Source organism: Glaciecola sp. G7-5 (assembly GCF_055808975.1).
In genome coordinates, this window is sequence record NZ_CM147892.1 from 1,349,639 (window position 1) to 1,366,778 (window position 17,140).

The 17,140-nt window shown below is 41.8% G+C and carries 16 protein-coding genes and 2 pseudogenes; 15 read left to right on the forward strand and 3 right to left on the reverse strand.

All coding sequences use genetic code 11. From position 1 onward, the window contains the following. Nucleotides 1–33 precede the first annotated feature (33 nt). Both grxC and AC0L6H_RS05840 read left to right on the forward strand, forming a co-directional pair. The gene (gene grxC / locus AC0L6H_RS05835; protein WP_290295044.1) at nt 34–309 is read left to right on the forward strand and encodes a glutaredoxin 3; all 276 of its coding nucleotides are present in this window, start codon (nt 34–36) and stop codon (nt 307–309) included. Between the two features lie 46 nt (nt 310–355). Further along, nucleotides 356–877, forward strand: coding sequence for a YkgB family protein (locus AC0L6H_RS05840; RefSeq protein ID WP_290295045.1), 522 nt, complete (start codon nt 356–358; stop codon nt 875–877). Nucleotides 878–991: 114 nt separating this feature from the next. Here the strand turns inward: AC0L6H_RS05840 and AC0L6H_RS05845 are convergent, their stop codons facing one another. Continuing rightward, nucleotides 992–1,699, reverse strand: coding sequence for an AraC family transcriptional regulator (locus tag AC0L6H_RS05845; RefSeq protein ID WP_473393145.1), 708 nt, complete (start codon nt 1,697–1,699; stop codon nt 992–994). A gap of 280 nt (nt 1,700–1,979) precedes the next feature. Between AC0L6H_RS05845 and AC0L6H_RS05850 the strand changes: the two genes are divergently transcribed. The 8 genes from AC0L6H_RS05850 to AC0L6H_RS05885 all read left to right on the forward strand — a co-directional run bounded on the left by AC0L6H_RS05850 (nt 1,980) and on the right by AC0L6H_RS05885 (nt 9,396). Then, nucleotides 1,980–2,546: an acyloxyacyl hydrolase gene (locus AC0L6H_RS05850; RefSeq protein WP_290295047.1), complete on the forward strand. Its 567-nt coding sequence runs from the start codon at nt 1,980–1,982 to the stop codon at nt 2,544–2,546. Nucleotides 2,547–2,558: 12 nt separating this feature from the next. Beyond that, a complete protein-coding gene (locus tag AC0L6H_RS05855; protein ID WP_473393146.1) occupies nt 2,559–3,098 on the forward strand; it encodes a YeeE/YedE thiosulfate transporter family protein in 540 nt (179 codons plus the stop codon). Continuing rightward, the gene (locus AC0L6H_RS05860; RefSeq protein ID WP_473393148.1) at nt 3,050–3,463 is read left to right on the forward strand and encodes a YeeE/YedE thiosulfate transporter family protein; all 414 of its coding nucleotides are present in this window, start codon (nt 3,050–3,052) and stop codon (nt 3,461–3,463) included. Before AC0L6H_RS05855 ends, AC0L6H_RS05860 begins: the two co-directional genes overlap by 49 nt. A gap of 299 nt (nt 3,464–3,762) precedes the next feature. Next, nucleotides 3,763–5,220, forward strand: a complete 1,458-nt coding sequence (locus AC0L6H_RS05865; RefSeq protein ID WP_290295051.1) for a dihydrolipoyl dehydrogenase — start codon at nt 3,763–3,765, stop codon at nt 5,218–5,220. A 161-nt stretch (nt 5,221–5,381) separates the two neighbouring features. Next, the gene (locus AC0L6H_RS05870) at nt 5,382–6,599 is read left to right on the forward strand and encodes a bifunctional alpha/beta hydrolase/OsmC family protein (RefSeq protein ID WP_290295053.1); all 1,218 of its coding nucleotides are present in this window, start codon (nt 5,382–5,384) and stop codon (nt 6,597–6,599) included. 852 nt (nt 6,600–7,451) lie between these two features. Beyond that, on the forward strand, nt 7,452–7,742 hold the full coding sequence (locus AC0L6H_RS05875) for a helix-turn-helix domain-containing protein (RefSeq protein ID WP_290295054.1): 291 nt from the start codon (nt 7,452–7,454) through the stop codon (nt 7,740–7,742). Next, nucleotides 7,732–9,081, forward strand: coding sequence for a type II toxin-antitoxin system HipA family toxin (locus AC0L6H_RS05880; RefSeq protein WP_290295055.1), 1,350 nt, complete (start codon nt 7,732–7,734; stop codon nt 9,079–9,081). The genes AC0L6H_RS05875 and AC0L6H_RS05880 overlap by 11 nt, the downstream gene beginning before the upstream one ends. Nucleotides 9,082–9,099: 18 nt before the next feature. After that, nucleotides 9,100–9,396: a YecA family protein gene (locus AC0L6H_RS05885; protein ID WP_290295056.1), complete on the forward strand. Its 297-nt coding sequence runs from the start codon at nt 9,100–9,102 to the stop codon at nt 9,394–9,396. A gap of 62 nt (nt 9,397–9,458) precedes the next feature. Here AC0L6H_RS05885 and AC0L6H_RS05890 read toward each other — a convergent pair whose 3' ends face one another. After that, nucleotides 9,459–12,443 (reverse strand): Tn3-like element ISKox2 family transposase, encoded by a 2,985-nt coding sequence (locus tag AC0L6H_RS05890; protein WP_008126957.1) that lies wholly within the window; start codon nt 12,441–12,443, stop codon nt 9,459–9,461. A 134-nt stretch (nt 12,444–12,577) separates the two neighbouring features. After that, nucleotides 12,578–13,111: pseudogene (locus AC0L6H_RS05895) on the reverse strand (ISAs1 family transposase); the annotation flags it as partial. A gap of 43 nt (nt 13,112–13,154) precedes the next feature. Between AC0L6H_RS05895 and AC0L6H_RS05900 the strand changes: the two are divergent. The 5 genes and pseudogenes from AC0L6H_RS05900 (at nt 13,155) to AC0L6H_RS05920 (ending at nt 17,054) form a co-directional block, all read left to right on the forward strand. After that, a complete protein-coding gene (locus tag AC0L6H_RS05900) occupies nt 13,155–13,364 on the forward strand; it encodes a hypothetical protein (RefSeq protein WP_473393150.1) in 210 nt (69 codons plus the stop codon). A 156-nt stretch (nt 13,365–13,520) separates the two neighbouring features. Beyond that, nucleotides 13,521–13,883, forward strand: a pseudogene (locus AC0L6H_RS05905) (DsbA family protein); the annotation flags it as partial. Nucleotides 13,884–13,924: 41 nt separating this feature from the next. Next, complete coding sequence (locus AC0L6H_RS05910; RefSeq protein WP_473394635.1) at nt 13,925–14,098, forward strand: hypothetical protein; 174 nt, start codon at nt 13,925–13,927, stop codon at nt 14,096–14,098. A gap of 90 nt (nt 14,099–14,188) precedes the next feature. Further along, nucleotides 14,189–15,391, forward strand: a complete 1,203-nt coding sequence (locus tag AC0L6H_RS05915) for a bifunctional alpha/beta hydrolase/OsmC family protein (protein ID WP_257695928.1) — start codon at nt 14,189–14,191, stop codon at nt 15,389–15,391. A 208-nt stretch (nt 15,392–15,599) separates the two neighbouring features. Further along, nucleotides 15,600–17,054, forward strand: coding sequence for a dihydrolipoyl dehydrogenase (locus tag AC0L6H_RS05920; protein WP_257695929.1), 1,455 nt, complete (start codon nt 15,600–15,602; stop codon nt 17,052–17,054). Nucleotides 17,055–17,140: the final 86 nt, after the last annotated feature.

The following is a 17,140-nucleotide window of genomic DNA, read 5'->3' on the forward strand; positions in this document are numbered from 1 at the left end:
CTTAATATATAAGACAAACAACGGAGGGTCACTATGACTAACATCGAAATATACAGCAAAGGCTATTGCCCATTTTGTAAAAGAACGAAAGCAACCTTGAGTAATTTAGGTTTAGAGTTCACAGAATATGACATTACAGACAATGACACATTGCGCGCCGAAATGATTGAGCGAAGCAATCGTAAAACGGTACCTCAAGTCTTTATTGAAGGCCATCATATTGGTGGGAGCGATGATTTTCATCAAGCGCTTAGCAACGATTTGTTAGCGCAATTTAGAAACAGAAAAACCTCAGAACATGCTTTATAAGCTTTATATAAAACAAGATTTAAACATTAATTAATTGGAGAAATTTATGACTATTACCGCTACTCAAACTCAACAAGCAACACCCGTAACTGGCAACAACTCAATTGATAGCCAAGCACAATTAGCAAAAAGCATAAGTACTTATGGCGATACGGCTTTACGCTTTTCTATTGCACTTATTCTTGTTTGGATTGGTGCTATGAAGTTTACAGGATACGAAGCAGGCGCAATTCAAGGTTTAGTCGCGTCGAGTCCTTTAACGTCGTGGCTGTATAGCGTGTTTAGTGTACAAGGTGCATCTAACTTAATTGGTGGATTAGAAATTGCGACTGCGATTGCTATTTTAGCAACGCCTCTAAATCGAGTTGTTGGTATTGTGGGTAGTCTTGGTGCGATTGCAACCTTTGCGGTCACTTCTAGCCTACTGCTCACAGCGCCTGTTTGGGAAGCATCACTTGGCGGTTTCCCTGCGCTAAATGTTGTACCGGGTCAATTCTTGGTAAAAGACCTAGTATTGCTTGCCGCTTCGGTTGTGCTATTAGGTAAAGCCTTAGCAATGAAAAAGTAATCTCTAGAGATTCGTAGGGCGCTTACAAAACTAAGCGCCCTTTTTTGTTTTGCTCGGCCTACTCTTGACGACACCAAATATTTCTAAGCATTTTTGTAGCTTTAGTAAAGTAAGCTACTTACTCTTCCTAAACTGTTTTGGCGTCATGCCTACATACTTGTTAAACGTTTTAGTGAATGCCCGCTCAGATTCATAGCCCACTGCAAGCGCAATATCATCGATAAATGCTGAGGTAGTTGTGATCATTTCTTTTGCCTTTTGGATGCGTAAATTCGACAAATAAGCAAATACGGTTTGTCCTACAAGATCAGTAAATTTTTTGGCAAAGGCGGCTCGCGACATCCCAATGCTTGTTGCTAGCGCTTCTATTGTCCAAGGGTTTTCTGGTGAACTGTGAATAAGATCTAAGGCTTTTTTAATACGTTTGTCTTTAAGTGCTCGTAAAAAACTATGTTCTTCTTGTCGTCCAAAGTTAATCCTTATTAGCTCGACCAGCACCACTTCTGTGAGTTTGTTCACGATAATTTCGTTGCCCGGGTTTTGTGCCATATATTCAGAACTTAGTTGGTCGAAAGTACTTTTAAGCCACGGATGCTTATTTAATTCATCTTCACGAACAATAGTGACTTGATGGAATATCTCGTTCAGAGGCGAGAGCTTATCGCTTTCGAACGAGCAATTGCCGCACAACAGAAGTGTTGAATCGCCGCTAATTTGCATCTTGCCTGGGGGCGGGATGCTCGTGAGTATATGATCAACACCAGGACCTAAAAATATCAAGTCTCCTGCATAGAGTTGGTCTATTTGATCACCAATTTTCACCCAACAAGCGCCGCGTCTGACTAAATGAAATCCTGCGGTAGTTTTGTTAAAGGAACTCTTTTGTCCAAGGCGGTTCAACATGGCTGCAAAAATAGACGCTGCCGCTCACACGTAAAGCATTCAAAATGTCGCTTAAAATTTCCATCAAGCATCCTTAAAAGTAAATGTGTTTTTAATATAGACGATTGATGCATAAAGTAAAGACATATAGACATTGTTGTAACTTTATTATCGACGATAATACTAATATTGAATACAGACAATGATTTAGGAACTCGAAATGAAAAGCAAACGTCCCCTTATACTATTAACACTATTATTCGTCATATTTTCTAGTTTAAGCTTACCTACACTAGCTAAAGATACCGCCTACTCAAGTGCCGTAGCGGTAGATGTATTAATTGGCTCAGACGATATAACGGGCCTTAGACTTGCTTATCGTCCCCATTCTTACGAACTAAGGGATGTACCTTACTTTGATTCGCTAGATATCTATTGGGAAGTCAGCGTAAATTTTTGGGAATACGGTGAAAACAATGAACATGAAACCAACGTGGTTATTGCGTTATCGCCTGTTGTTGGTAAAACATTTTATTATATAAATGATAAATATCCACTTAAATGGGAGTTTGGTATTGGTGTGTCTCTTGTTAATGATACTCGCTTTGCTGGTAAAGACATTGGTTCACATTATCAGTTTGAAGACCGTCTTGGCTTGAGTATGGATTTTGGTGAAAACCTAGAACAAAATGTATCTGTGCGTTATATGCACTATAGCAATGGCGGCTTGAACACGAAAAATCCGGGAGTCGACTTTTTGAATTTCTCATACGCTTTTACGTTTTAGGAAAGCACCACCATGTTACTTTTCATCACGTTTATTGGTGTGTTGTTAATTGGCTATTTAGCGCAAACAGCAGGTTTGTGCATGTACCGTGGTGTTAATTTGTGGATGCGTGGAAAACGAGAGTTTTTAATCGCAATTTTGTTAAGTGGTGTGTTTGCTTGGGTGGCTGCTTTTTATGCTTATTTTGCACATTTACCAACTGCTTTTATTACACTAAATGTAAGCCCATGGTTAGTACTCGGTGGACTATTGTTTGGACTTGGAACTGCATTTAATAAAGGTTGTGGGGTGTCTACCTTGGGTAAATTGACTCGCGGAGATCTTACCATGCTAGCTACCATCAGTGGATGGTTGCTTGGTTGGTATATACAGACTAAATGGGGAGGGCAAATTGATACAAAGCAAAGTGTAGCAACCAGCCTCTCTAGTTATATTTTATTGATGATTTTTTCTTTCGCCATATTGGTTTGGGTATTAATAGGTAACAAGCAACGCATACGATTATGGTTGCAGTTGATGACCATTGGTTTAGTCGCTGGTTTTCTTTTTTAATTGAACCTAAATGGCCGCCAAGTGGATTGTTAAACCATATAGCTGTTGCATTAACCAGCAACCTGCCTCAGCAATGGCCATCTTTAAACCAATACCTTTTGTTCGCCGGATTATTGATGGGTATGTTTGTTTCGGTATTTAGAGCCAAACGATTTGGGCTATTGTTACCTTCATTTAAACAAATAGTTGTGCACTTAACTGCGGGCACCTTAATGGGAATTGGAGCATCGCTTGCTGCCGGTGGCAATGACGCTCAACTGCTGCTTGCTATGCCTACTTTATCGTTATCAAGTTTTATTACTGTAGCGAGCATGTTGTTTGGAATATGGTGCGGTATTCGCATAAAAATCAAATTTACTTCTTAACTTTAGACTGTTTCAAGTATTGAAAATATAGACGAATAGTGTTGAAAATGAATACGTTCAAACATTGTTTAAATAACTTATTAGCACAGAATAGCGATATAGACAGTAAACGTTAGAACAACGGTGCCCAAGACATGCCTAACATTGAAATTTACACTAAAGGCCACTGCCCATTTTCTAAGGAAGCAAAAGAAACACTAAACAATCACCATATAGGTGACGGCGCAGATTTTCACGAAGCAAAGTGGTTCGTTAGATGAGCTTTTGTCAGCATAAACAAGATGAAATAAGGAATTAATATGAAACCAGCATTAAAAAACAAGCATGTAGATATTGCGATTATTGGTACAGGAACCTCTGGCATGGGCGCATATAGAGAAGCGCGCAAGTATACTGACAGCATTGCTCTTATTGAAGGTGGTGAATATGGCACTACATGCGCACGCGTTGGCTGTATGCCATCAAAACTGCTTATTGCGCCTGCTGAATTGAGACACAATACCGAAAAGTTTACAGACTTTGGCTTGCAAGGTGAAGTGCCAAAAGTTGATGGTAAAGCCGTGATGAATAGGGTGAAATTTGAGCGCGATCGCTTTGTTGGCTTTGTTAATGAAGACGTTGAAAGTTTTGATCAAAAACATCTAGTTAAGGCTTATGCCAGTTTCATAGATGATCACCAATTAAAGCTTAGCAATGGTGAAACAATTAGCGCAGATAAAATAATTATAGCAACGGGCTCACGCCCTAATATCCCAAGCTTTTTTGAGCAAGCCGGCGATAGGCTAATTACCAACGATGACGTATTTTCTTGGGATGATTTACCCAAGTCGATTGCGGTATTTGGTGCAGGTGTTATTGGTTTGGAACTAGGGCAGGCTCTGCATCGATTGGGCGTTAAAACACATTTGTTTGGAGTAGGCGATGCGGTTGGTCCGCTAAGCGATCCGGACGTAATCGCAAGCGCGCTGAATATTTTTAAAGACGAATTCCCGTTCCATAGCAATGGTCAGGTGAAAAGCATAGTGCGAACTGACCAAGGCGTGCAAATTACCTTTAAACCATCACCTGATGACGATGAAATAACAGAGACTTTTGATTATTTGTTAGCCGCGACCGGTAGAAAAGCAAACATCGACAGAATAGACATAGAAAATACCACACTTGCCCTCGATGAGCGTGGTGTTCCTTTGTACGATCCTATGTCGATGCAATGCGGCAACAGTCATATTTTTATTGCTGGCGATGTAAATGGCGATGTGCCCTTATTGCATGAAGCTGCTGATGAAGGTCGCTTAGCCGGTGAGAACGCTGCTCGTTTTCCCAACGTGTTCAAGCGCAGCCGAAAAACAGTATTGGGTGTGGTTTTTTCTGACCCGCAAATTGCAACTGTAGGGGCTTCTTTTAGTTCACTTAACGCTAAGCATGGCTGTGATTTTGCTGTCGGCAGCGTGAGCTTTGAAGGACAAGGCCGATCAAGAGTTATGTTGGTTAACAAAGGTTTATTGCGAGTGTATGGCGATAAAGAAACCGGTGTACTATTGGGCGCTGAAATGATTGGACCTCATAATGAGCATTTAGCACATTTACTCGCTTGGGTAGTACAAATGCGCATGACCGTAAGCGAAGTGCTGCAATTGCCATTTTATCATCCAGTTATTGAAGAAGGCTTGCGAACAGCTTTACGTGATCTATTGTTTAATTTAGGAATGGGCTCACATCCACCGCTTAATTGCATTGATTGCGGACCAGGCTCCTAAAATCTAAGTGTTTAATTTGTAGGTGCCCAAGCGGAGCGGCTTAAACATGGCGGAGCGGCTTAAACATGGCGGGGCGCCTCAAACAATCCGGAGTTGTCTAAAATGTGACTATACTCATGGAAATAAAACCCCTTTACTCACTACAAAACTAGGAAGCATTTATGCGTCAAAAAGTAGAGTTTACAAGCAATGGTAATACGCTGAGCGGCTTACTAGAAACACCCGAAACAAACGTTCGCTTTTATGCCTTATTTGCACATTGTTTTACCTGTGGAAAAGATGTTGCTGCTGCGTCACGTATAAGTAGAGCATTAACTGCAAAAGGTATTGCGGTATTGCGCTTTGATTTTACTGGTCTGGGCAATAGCGATGGAGATTTCGCAAATACAAACTTTTCATCAAATATACAAGATTTAGTCGCTGCTGCTGATTTTTTGCGAGATAACTTTGATGCACCTAAGCTACTTGTTGGACATAGTTTAGGCGGTGCAGCCGTTCTTGGTGTAGCCAGTAAGGTGGCAGAATCTGCGGCCGTTGTGACTATTGGATCGCCGCTTAATGCTGCGCATGTTGCGCATAACTTTGCCGCGCAAATAGACGATATTCAAACAAGCGGTAGGGCTGAAGTAAATCTTGGAGGGCGTGTTTTTACTATTCAAAAGCAATTCTTAGAAGACATCAATACGCATGACACCGGTCACATTCGCAAGCTTAACAAAGCCCTGCTAGTGATGCATTCACCAGTAGACGATGTTGTTAACATCAAAGAGGCAGAGAAGATTTATCAAGCGGCTTTACACCCAAAAAGTTTTGTAAGCCTAGACAACGCCGATCATTTACTTAAAAACAAAAATGATTCTGAATATGTGGCTGAAGTAATTGCTGCATGGGCGACTCGATATGTGTCAATTGACCGTAATACCGACTTAGCCAACATAAACAAGCATGAAGTAAGTCAAGGCAATGTGCTGGTTGAAGAGAAAGATCATAAGTTTGCCCAACATGTCAGTACTGCTAGTCATTACTGGTTAGCAGATGAGCCTGTAAAAGTTGGAGGTAGTAATAGTGGTCCCGATCCATACGAGCATTTGCTTGCTGGCTTAGGTGCATGTACGTCAATGACTTTAAGAATGTATGCTCAGCGCAAGAAGCTACCAATTACCCATATTAAGGTAGAGCTTTCGCATACGCGAAACTATCAAGATGATTGTAACAACTGTGAACAACTAAATGGGCTTGAAGCTATAGTTCGTAACATTACTTACACCGGTAATTTAGATGAGCAACAGCAAAAACGCTTTTTAGAAATTGCAGATAAATGCCCGGTACATAAAACCTTGCATAATAATGTCGCAGTGGTGAGCAAGTTGGTAAGTTAGCTTAGTGTCATTTCTCGTTGGTATAGCCATTAGCTTGATGTTCACGCAGTTCACTTGGATGCGCAGGGTAGCCGAACTTTTGTCAGTATTGGGGGTTAGCACACGCAGTCCATTGCACTTCGCGCAGTTTTAATGCTCTTATAATTGAATCGGCTAAATGACCTATCCTATTAGCCACGTAAAAGCCTTCTTCAATCATAGCAACCTTTCGATCTAGAAAGGTAGCTTCAACCGATATATCGGGGTATATGTCTAAAGGATATTGACGCGCTAGGGGATTTGAGCAAAGTCATGGCTCAAGCTAGTAATGATGATGTTTCTGAGCATCGTATTCAGTGTTTCTGCGCGCTGCAAGAGGTATTATCAAAAATAGCGCTTCGAAACACCCATTGTGAATCGCTTATTGAGGCATATGATAGAAGGTAATAAAGCTACTCACCAAATTAAAACCAAACATAAAGATGCGATGGATGGCTTAAAAGTAGCAAGAATCGCATTTCCTATACATAAATAACTACATCTGTATAGAAAATGAGATAATCTAGCCTTGCTTATTGAGTAGCGGCCTAGACCCTAACAAACTCAACGAGTTATCGAAAATAAACCGATCAAAAATGCCTGTTTGCCCACCAAACTGCCCACCACTTGTCTCTGGCTTTTATTAAATATTAGGGCTTAGCAATGGAAAAACAGTGCCGTTCTTATGCTGCTGTTAGGGTCTAAAAAATAGCAGTTTTGAAAAGCTTTATCGAATGATTTTTCAACACCTCAAGCAGAAATAGACACAATAATATCCACTTTCTGTTTTATTTCGCTATAATGGATATAACTGTATCCATTTGGTCTTTGCGGATGAATTTTACCTTACTTGATGATACCGATGTAAGCCAAGCCTATGCGGCTTATTTGCGTGAGTTACGAAAGCAGGCAAAGCTGTCACGCGCGGTACTTGCTGAGCGAAGCTGTGTACCTGCGGCCACCATTAAGAAATTTGAGCTGACCGGGCAAATTTCATTTCGCCAATTGCTGTTGCTATGGCAGACCCTCGACTCTTTGGATAGGCTTTATCAACTGACACAGCCGAGTAAAGAACACACTGCTATACCCACTAGCATTGATGAGGTACTAAAAGATGAGTTTTAAACCGATTCAAAAACTCATGGTAACTCGTAAGTTAAGCTCAGGTGAACAGGTTGCTGTAGGGATCTTGGCTCAGAATCGGCAAGGCGTTTTTTTCCAATATGCAGACGGCTATTTGCAACAGTTTGGCAATTTATCACCATTTACTTTGCAGTCGAACGTGCAAGTTCAAGCCGCACCTAAAGCGCCGCATCAAGGTGTACATGGCGTATTCGCCGATTGTTTGCCCGATGGTTGGGGCATGCTGTTACAAGATCGTATTTTCCGGCAAAAGGGCATCCTACCTAATCAATTAACAGCGATGGATAGGTTAGCCTTTGTTGGTGATAAAGGTATGGGTGCGCTGTCTTTTTCTCCGGTGTCTGAGTTTTCAGCCACGGCGCCTGCGGATATTGATTTAGCGACGTTAGGCTTAGAAGCACAAACGCTGTTCGATGCTTCAATGTCAGATTATATGGATGATAATCACGATGAGTTAGATGAGCACACGCAACAGGTGTTGGCCGCATTAGTCGCGGGTGGTAGTTCGGGTGGGGCAAGGCCCAAGGCACAGATTTATATGCCTACAGGGGAAACTCAGCAATGCCGAACCTTTGCTCAGCATGGAGATAAGGCTTGGCTGATTAAATTTACCTCAAAGAATCTAGCGCTCGGGCATGAAGAAGGTTTGTGTGAGGCGGCTTATTTGCAAATGGCTGAGCAAGCTAAGTGCCAACCACCAGTCTGGCAACTCATTGAAGCACCGCCTAAAAGCGGTGCGCCTGCGTGGTTAGCGCTTGAGCGTTTTGATTATGTCACTGAACAGGCCGACTTAGGCAGCAAGTGCAGTGCAGGTCGATTGCATATGCACAGCGCTTGCGGGCTATTGGATGCAGACTTTAGAACGCCAAGTTTAGATTATATTGACCTGATAAAAGCCAGCCGTCAGTTGTGTAAATCACCCGCCGTTGGGCAACTGCAATTTCGCCGCGCCATTTTTAACCTGCTTTCGTCTAACCAAGACGACCACAGTAAAAACTGGGCGTTTTTGCAAGCGGATGACGGTCAATGGGCTCCTGCCCCTTTTTACGATGTTACCTACAGCCCACATCCATTTAACGAACACGCCACTGCGTTCGGAGGTTATGGCAAAGCGCCATCGCTTAAAGTGATGCAAAAACTTGCTACCAGTGCTGGCTTTGCGAATTGGAATGATGCAAGGCAAGTCATTGAAGAAGTCGCAGAAGCCATCAGCCAATTTACTTATCTTGCCAAGCAACAAGGGATCAGTAAAACAAAAGTGTTTGCGATTGCTAAGACATTGGAGCAGCGCAAACATGAAAATGCGGCGCTTTTTCTATAACAATAAGAAGGGAGAGTAATGAAGCTCGGTCGAAACGATCCTTGCCATTGTGGCAGTGGTAAAAAATTTAAACGTTGTTGTATGAGCAGCGTTTCTAACCAACATGCCCAAGTTTCCGATGATGTAGAAGCTATGCTGGCAATGAACCCAAATTTGAGCCTTGATGAACTCAACGCTGCTTTACAACACAAAGTTCAGGATCGCAATAATCAACCTCATCCCGATTTTAGTGGTGTGACGCCAACGCAAATGGCCAATTGGCTTTATGCGCCTTTTGAACAATTACAGTGGGGTTCTAGGGATTTTCCCCTCTAAAGTAACATAAATCGCCACAACCCTCGCAGTTAATGGCTTGTGGAGCTGGGTTACCTTTCATTTTAGACTTCATTTTCAACAATAGGCCTAGTTATTTCCTGTAAATCAGGTAGTTTGCGGTTACTAGCGAACTGATAAGTGCCGCTCAGATTAATGTTCTGCCATGCAACGGGTGATACTTGTCGAGTTATTGCTGCTTTTTCCTCGTCACCAACTTCTTCAAAGTGCAGTAATAGATGACTTAGGATCATCGAGTTAAAGTAGATAATAGCATTTGCCGTCAAACGGGCACACTCGTTCCAGACGACTATTTCTGATTCGTTTTTTCCACGGAACTGGTCACGATTGACCGATGCAATAGCTCGCCTGAGGAAATGCCAGGCTTCGCCTCGGTTCAGTGCTCGTTGAACATATTGGCGCAGACTTGCATCATCAATATAATCAAGTAAATATTGGGCTTTGATGAGCCTATTATATTCCGTTAATGCTTGTAATATAGGGTGTCTAGATGGATAACCAGATAATTTGCGTACTAGCAATGCCTGTGTTGTGCGTTTTTCTTGAAGGGATAACACAATACGCTGAATATCCTGCCAGCCTTCTTCAATCACATTCATTTTTATCGGCTTTTTCAGCGCCAGATGCGTGTTTCCGTCGTCGCTTTCAGTTACGTTAAATAGGTCATTGATCACACTGGTGAACTGAGCATACCTAGGCGCAAAACTATAACCGCATAAATCCAATAAGGCATAATTAACATGATTAACACCATGGGTGTCGGTTGAGAGGACATCTGGCTTAAGATCACTAGTATTAGATTGTAGTAAGTCGTAAATATAATGGGACTCATGCTCATTAGATCCTATGATACGGGCATTTAACGCACTATGATTGGCAACTAACGTCATGGCCGTAATACCTTTGTTGGTGCCGAAGTATTTCGAGGAGTAGCGAGTTTTAAAAGTCTCAAGGTGAGTTTCAAATTTTTGCCCATCGGTACTGGCGTGCAGGACGTCTTCTTGGATGTGATAGTGGCGGAAAATAGGGAGTGCCGCTACTGCGTTATTGATGATATCACTAGCCTCTTGCAAGGTTTCAGGCCTAATATAATTAGCTTGTATAGTGCTTAGATGCTCATAACTGCGATCAGATATTTGTGCCATCCCATATACGCCGCGATGTGTCGCATTCGCAATTAGAATAGCCAATAAATCATCCTGATTGGCGCCTACTTGTTTTTGTATTGGCAGCACGTGTGCGAAGCATTGCATAAAGTTGGTTTCTTGTTCAACATAACGCAACACATCAGCAATACTGACGGGGATCATTTGTTTAAAGAAAGGGTTGTTGACAAGTGATTGGGAGCCTTTAACTGGCAGTCGCCATCGTGTGCCACTTCGGCTCTTCATGATCACATTGCGGTTATCACCATTATCAATGTGACGAGCAACATCTTCTAGGGATGTTGTTAAGCGTATTTGTTTTACTTGCAGTAGCTTCTGAATCGGCTGCTTTAGCTTTTCCAATGTTGATGATGCCAATAGATCAGGCTGTATTGACGATGCAATTAAGTCGTCTTCTAGCGCACGATATTTAGTGACGTTTGATAAGTAAATTCGACCATTAAGCCGAGAAGCCAGTTGACGGTAAAGCAACCATTCGTATCGCTGTGGATGAACAACATCCTTGTTAATTAACCATGGACGATGTTTTTGTTGGATAAGTGTACTATCCATTGTTTGCAATGTATTACCTGCTAATAGTTCTGTTTTTGTGGTTTTGAGCTGGGTCACTAATGCTTCTGAGCCTTTACCTGCTTGGCATTCAAGACATAGAAACACGGGCCTTAATAACTGCTCAATTAACCCGTTTTGATCATCATAATATTGCCATTGATATTCTTCTACCGTGCGTTTTTGCTTTTTTAAGTACAGGCATAGCGTTTCTATATCTTGGTTATTCATTACACTTAATGCTTGTTGCCTAACCGTTGCAAATGGTTGATTATCGTCGATACTGTCATCAACAAACAGATGCAGTAATTCTGCGGCTTTGGTGACATTGTCTGCAGCTGACCTCCATGAGTCAAACACTGCCTGTTGGGCAAACGCATGCGCAGCTTCTTGTTGTTTACGGATATGATGAATAAACCCATCAGCCAATCGCTCTAGGCTTTGCCGTATGCGTTGAGTCAGAAAACACAGCAACCATAGGTGTTGCTGTGGACGCTTAAAGCGTTTTAGTTTACTGCCATAATAATCCACCATTTCACCGAAGTGTTGTTGGTTTTTAGACGATAAGGCTAAGCCCTTAACAGCATTATCAATCTGTCTTGTATAAGGCTGTAACTGATGATACACCGTCAGTTCTTTTTTTAGCTCTGTCACCATAACGCTTTTTGCACCGGCTCGAAGCTGGCTTAAGGAGAGCCCATCTTTGTCATCGATAATAGTATTTAGAAATCCGTGTAGTTCAGATGAAACATGAATACGAAGCTTATTATTTAACGCCTTCTTGACCTGTTGGATAACACGACTGATAAGCTTTTGTAAGACAGTATATTTAGGGATGGCAATTCTATGCGTTGCTAGATATTCAGCGGCTGCATCGAATAGATAACGAGGCTCAAGCCAAGCTTTGCCGACCATAACAAGATGTTCGTACAGCGGCGCAAAGTGCAGACTTTCGTCCCATTTCTGATAGTTTAATAACCTCAGTATTCTTTGATATATACGGTCACGCTGCATCTTATTAATGCTGAAAGGCCTGATCCCTTTGCCTCCTTGAACTTGCGTTGAAATAAACTGCATATCGTCAAAGATGAGGTTAAAGCTAGGTGAAAGAATCACAGGCTTAGACTTAAAATACCCTAATAACGCAATGAAATAGCATCGGTGGTTCCTTAGGCGAATACTTTTCAACTCTGTTAACTCGATCTCGTTTGGCGTAAAATACAATCGTTGTTGTTCAAGTGATAATAGCGGCGGAGAATATAGATCAAGCTGCTCAGCTTTGGTAAGAATTGATAGTTCGTTTTTTATAGCCATAGGAATTAAATTAAGTTTAAGGGGTTGTTAACCTCATAATTTGCCATACTTTGGAGAAGTAACCCACCTTTGTATGCCTTTAAATATGGTGAGTATGGCGATTTATGTTACTTTAGAGGGGAAAATCCCTAGAACCCCTTGATGGTCAGTAAGTCCAGTAACTCTGGTATCGCTGTGATTTCATTCGATTTTTCTTCGGTTTTTACTTGTCCCATCACCACGCCATTGGCGGTCGCAAAGGCGCTGACCATGTGAATAGCTGAGCGACGGCTTTTTCGATTGTACGAGCTGCAGAGTGTTTTGCCATCTATCGCCACCACCTCGCCATCGGTCAGCACGGCCACTGCCTGCATCCAATTGGCGAAACTTTGCTGTAATTGCGTCGGCTCAATGCGCGCGATAATCCGCGCAATCGTGTCGTGTACCGGTAAACCTAACGCGAAAAATCCAAGTTTTTGCAGCCAAGGCAGTCTGTCTTCGCCGAAATCTTCAATATCTTCCCAGCCCTGACAGCCAGCAATCACAGCGCATAGCGTGAGAAACAGCACATCAAACAGTGGGTAAGTGACTTTGGCGGACTGGCGAGTGTCTTCGATGCTGGAAAAGTGTTCAGAAAATACGTTCAGGTTCACGGAATTGCCCTTTTGCAAAAGGCAGTATCTGATCATAAGCTGGCGATTGGGTCAACTACTAGCTTGGTTTGGTTGAAAAATGTTCGTGATCTTGCCCTGCCCTAAATACCCACCTATAATGATATGGGGAGGCCTGCGCGGTGCTGTTACCATTGCATTGGTGCTGTCATTACCAACAGAACTACCCTATTGGTGGACAATTCAATCTATAGGGTTTGGTATTGTACTTTTCACCTTGATTGTTCAAGCAACAACTAACCCTATGTTAGTCAGAAAATTAAAAATTTAATGGGAGTCTTTTAATCCATAATTTTTATAAAAATTGCATCGTAAATTAAACATAATGTAGATCATTGAGTTAACCGCTTAATAGTTTGTCTGATTGTTAATTTAATATACAAAGCTAAAACTATTAATCTAACGTAATTTAAGGAAATCATGTCATATGACGATACCAATACCACACCGCCCAAGCGGTTTTCTACTGGGTGATGCCGCAGCCCAAATAACGATTGATGCCTTTATTGATATTCAATGTCCTCATTCACGTACAATTTGGCCGAGGTTACTTGAAGTTTCAAACTACTACAAGGGTGAATCTGTCAGTTTAAGGGTTCACCTGATAACGCTGAGTAACCACCGACAAGCTTGGGACATGAGTTTAGGCCTCTTTGCATTCGCAGAGCGTGATGCCGACAAATTTTATGATTTTGCGACATTTATTTATGAACGCCAATCACAATTTTATAATAGCCGTTTTCTCAATAAAACTCATGCGGATCTTTTACAACTTGTGGCGAGCTTTGCTCAGGAGCATTCAGGCCAAGAGTATGAAATATTCCTAAAAAAATGGCTGACAGTGATACTTATGAGCAAGCACGTACACCCATTCGTTATGCGGCAACAAAGGCGGTTTGGGCAACACCGACATTATTTATCAATAATGCGAATAAAGTGCCCGTTGATCACAAGTCGACATTTGCTGATTGGCAAGCTGTTATTGAACCATTGTTGCCTACTTAACCGTGCTACATTGATGACCAAACAAGGTAATAGTTTTTTGAATAAGTAATAAAATAATGAGTTGTATTTAATACTCAGAGGATTGAAAAAATGAGAACAAAAGTAGAATTTTCTAGTCAAGGACAAAAGCTAGCTGGATTGCTTGAAACACCTGACAGCACAATACGAGCTTATGTATTATTTGCTCATTGTTTTACCTGTGGTAAAGATATTGCCGCAGCCTCGCGAATTAGCCGATTTTTGGTTCAACATGGTTTTGCCGTTTTTCGATTTGATTTTACAGGCTTAGGCAATAGTGATGGTGATTTCGCTAATACTAATTTTTCATCTAATACCGAAGATTTGTTGTCAGCGGCAACATTTCTTGAAGCACATTATGAAGCGCCGAAATTACTTATTGGCCATAGTCTTGGTGGAGCTGCTGTTTTAGCGATGGCTGCACATCTTCCTAAGGTGAAAGCGGTAGTGACTATCGGTGCTCCATATGAGGCAAGCCATGTGGTTCACAATTTTGATGCGCACCTTGAGACCATAGAAAGCAAAGGATGTGCAAAAGTGAGTTTAGGCGCGCGTGAGTTCACTATTAAAAAGCAATTTTTAGATGATTTGCGTAATCAATCGACAGAGCACATAGAGCACCTTAATAAAGCGTTATTAGTCATGCACTCACCTGTAGATTTAACTGTAGAGATTTCAGATGCCGAGAAAATTTACAAAGCTGCTAAGCATCCTAAAAGCTTTATTAGTTTAGATACGGCAGATCACCTGTTATCAAAATCTAACGATAGTGAATATGTAGCGCAAACGATTTCAGGCTGGGCAAGTCGATATATTCCTGTGGAAGAAATATATCGCCCTAATCTCACTAAAGGACACGTTTTGGTTGCCGAGATTGACCATAAATTTCAACTAGATGTTTTTAGTGATCATCATCACTGGAATGCAGATGAACCTGTACAGTTAGGCGGTAAAAATTCAGGCCCCGATCCATACGAGCATTTATTGGCTGCTCTAGGCGCATGTACTGCAATGACTATTCGTATGTACGCTACTCGAAAGGAAATTCCACTCGAGCATGTTGAGGTATCCTTGTTGCACGAGCGTAACTATTTGGATGATGCGGGTAATGCTGCAGAACAAAACAAGAACATGGAGGCATTAATTCGGAAGGTTCAGCTATTAGGACCGTTGAGCGATTCAGAGAAGGCTCGGCTAATGGAAATTGCTGATCGCTGTCCGGTGCATAAAACGCTGCATAATAATCCACACGTGTTGACCACATTGATTAAATAGTATGTAATTTGGATGTCATAAAGTGTTAGAAGCGTCAATTTGTATTCGCTAAGTAATTTCGTCAGTAAAAGAGGTTTAATTGAAGAATATGTATTATTCAGTGCATATTAATTATTGAACGAATGATAATAAAGCTCATTGAGCATCGTGTAGTTGCTAATCGGCTCTATAGTAATTTTATCAATAATAATCAGTTTAAGGATATTAAATGAAAAACAATCAGAACATTCACGTAGAAGTTGCCATAATTGGTACGGGTACAGCAGGAATGGGCGCATACCGCGAAGTACGTAAACACATCGACAGCATTGCTTTAATTGAAGGCGGGCATTACGGGACTACTTGTGCAAGAGTAGGTTGTATGCCATCCAAGTTATTAATCGCGCCTGGCGAGTTACGTCATAACACAGAAAAATTTGCAGATTTTGGTTTGCAAGGAAAAATACCAAGCGTTGACGGCAAGGCAGTAATGAAACGCGTTAAAGATGAGCGCGACCGTTTTGTAGGTTTTGTAAATGAAGATATAGATAGTTTTGACGAAAAACATCGCATTCAGGCTTACGCTAGTTTTGTCGATGACCATACTTTGAGCCTATCAACAGGCGGCACGCTTACTGCTGACAAGATAATTATTGCCACGGGCTCTCGCCCCAATATTCCAGGATTCTTTGAACAAGCAAAAGATCTGCTCATTACCAATGACGATGTTTTCTATTGGGATGACTTACCCAAATCGATTGCGGTTTTTGGCGCAGGAGTAATTGGTTTAGAATTAGGCCAAGCACTGCATCGCTTAGGCGTTCATACGCATTTATTTGGTGTGGGTGACGCGGTTGGCCCCTTGTCTGACCCAGAGGTTATCGCCACTTCCCTTGAAATTTTTAAAGATGAATTCCCATTTCATAGCAATGGCCAAGTTAAATCTATAGAGCGCACCGACAAGGGCGTGCAAATAACGTTTAAGCCGACACCTGATAGCGAAGAAGTTACAGAAACATTTGACTACCTACTAGCCGCAACGGGTCGTAAAACAAATATTGATAATATTGGAATAGAAAATACTTCACTTGAATTAGATGGACGCGGCGTGCCTATTTATAATCTTATGTCAATGCAATGCGGTGACAGCCATATATTTATTGCAGGTGATGTTAATGGTGATATTCCTCTACTACACGAAGCGGCAGACGAAGGCCGATTAGCAGGTGAGAATGCCTCAACCTTCCCTCAAGTATTTAAAAAAGCCCGTAAAACCAGCTTAGGCGTAGTGTTTTCCGATCCACAAATAGCTACCGTGGGCATGTCATTCAGAGCACTGACTGAAAAACTAGGCTGTCATTTTGCAAGTGGTAGCGTGAGCTTTACCGGACAAGGTCGCTCAAGAGTCATGCTGGTCAATAAAGGCTTATTGAAAGTATATGGTGACAAAGAGACTGGCGTATTACTTGGCGCAGAGATGATAGGCCCACACAATGAGCACATTGCACATTTGTTAGCATGGGTTATTCAGCTTAGAATGACCGTAAGTGAGGTATTGCAAATGCCATTTTATCACCCGGTTATTGAAGAGGGGTTGCGTAGTGCCCTTCGTGACTTATTGTTTAACTTAGGCATGGGCGCACACCCACCGCTTCGTTGCATTGATTGTGGTCCAGGGGCGTAATTTCACTCGTTCCAGTTCAATTTTTCCATGTTATCACTTACCGTACTGCAGGATTTTTTATAGCCGGCAGTACATTAAAAACTGTT

Excerpts from the sequence above, each read along its gene's own strand:
- AC0L6H_RS05890 (WP_008126957.1), bottom strand. The coding sequence starts at position 12,443 with ATGGCTATAAAAAACGAACTATCAATTCTTACCAAAGCTGAGCAGCTT.
- AC0L6H_RS05855 (WP_473393146.1), top strand. The coding sequence starts at position 2,559 with ATGTTACTTTTCATCACGTTTATTGGTGTGTTGTTAATTGGCTATTTA.
- AC0L6H_RS05840 (WP_290295045.1), top strand. The coding sequence starts at position 356 with ATGACTATTACCGCTACTCAAACTCAACAAGCAACACCCGTAACTGGC.
- AC0L6H_RS05900 (WP_473393150.1), top strand. The coding sequence starts at position 13,155 with ATGTTCGTGATCTTGCCCTGCCCTAAATACCCACCTATAATGATATGG.
- AC0L6H_RS05885 (WP_290295056.1), top strand. The coding sequence starts at position 9,100 with ATGAAGCTCGGTCGAAACGATCCTTGCCATTGTGGCAGTGGTAAAAAA.
- AC0L6H_RS05860 (WP_473393148.1), top strand. The coding sequence starts at position 3,050 with ATGGTTGCAGTTGATGACCATTGGTTTAGTCGCTGGTTTTCTTTTTTA.
- AC0L6H_RS05880 (WP_290295055.1), top strand. The coding sequence starts at position 7,732 with ATGAGTTTTAAACCGATTCAAAAACTCATGGTAACTCGTAAGTTAAGC.
- AC0L6H_RS05915 (WP_257695928.1), top strand. The coding sequence starts at position 14,189 with ATGAGAACAAAAGTAGAATTTTCTAGTCAAGGACAAAAGCTAGCTGGA.
- AC0L6H_RS05870 (WP_290295053.1), top strand. The coding sequence starts at position 5,382 with ATGCGTCAAAAAGTAGAGTTTACAAGCAATGGTAATACGCTGAGCGGC.
- AC0L6H_RS05865 (WP_290295051.1), top strand. The coding sequence starts at position 3,763 with ATGAAACCAGCATTAAAAAACAAGCATGTAGATATTGCGATTATTGGT.
- AC0L6H_RS05850 (WP_290295047.1), top strand. The coding sequence starts at position 1,980 with ATGAAAAGCAAACGTCCCCTTATACTATTAACACTATTATTCGTCATA.
- grxC (WP_290295044.1), top strand. The coding sequence starts at position 34 with ATGACTAACATCGAAATATACAGCAAAGGCTATTGCCCATTTTGTAAA.
- AC0L6H_RS05920 (WP_257695929.1), top strand. The coding sequence starts at position 15,600 with ATGAAAAACAATCAGAACATTCACGTAGAAGTTGCCATAATTGGTACG.
- AC0L6H_RS05910 (WP_473394635.1), top strand. The coding sequence starts at position 13,925 with ATGGCTGACAGTGATACTTATGAGCAAGCACGTACACCCATTCGTTAT.
- AC0L6H_RS05875 (WP_290295054.1), top strand. The coding sequence starts at position 7,452 with ATGAATTTTACCTTACTTGATGATACCGATGTAAGCCAAGCCTATGCG.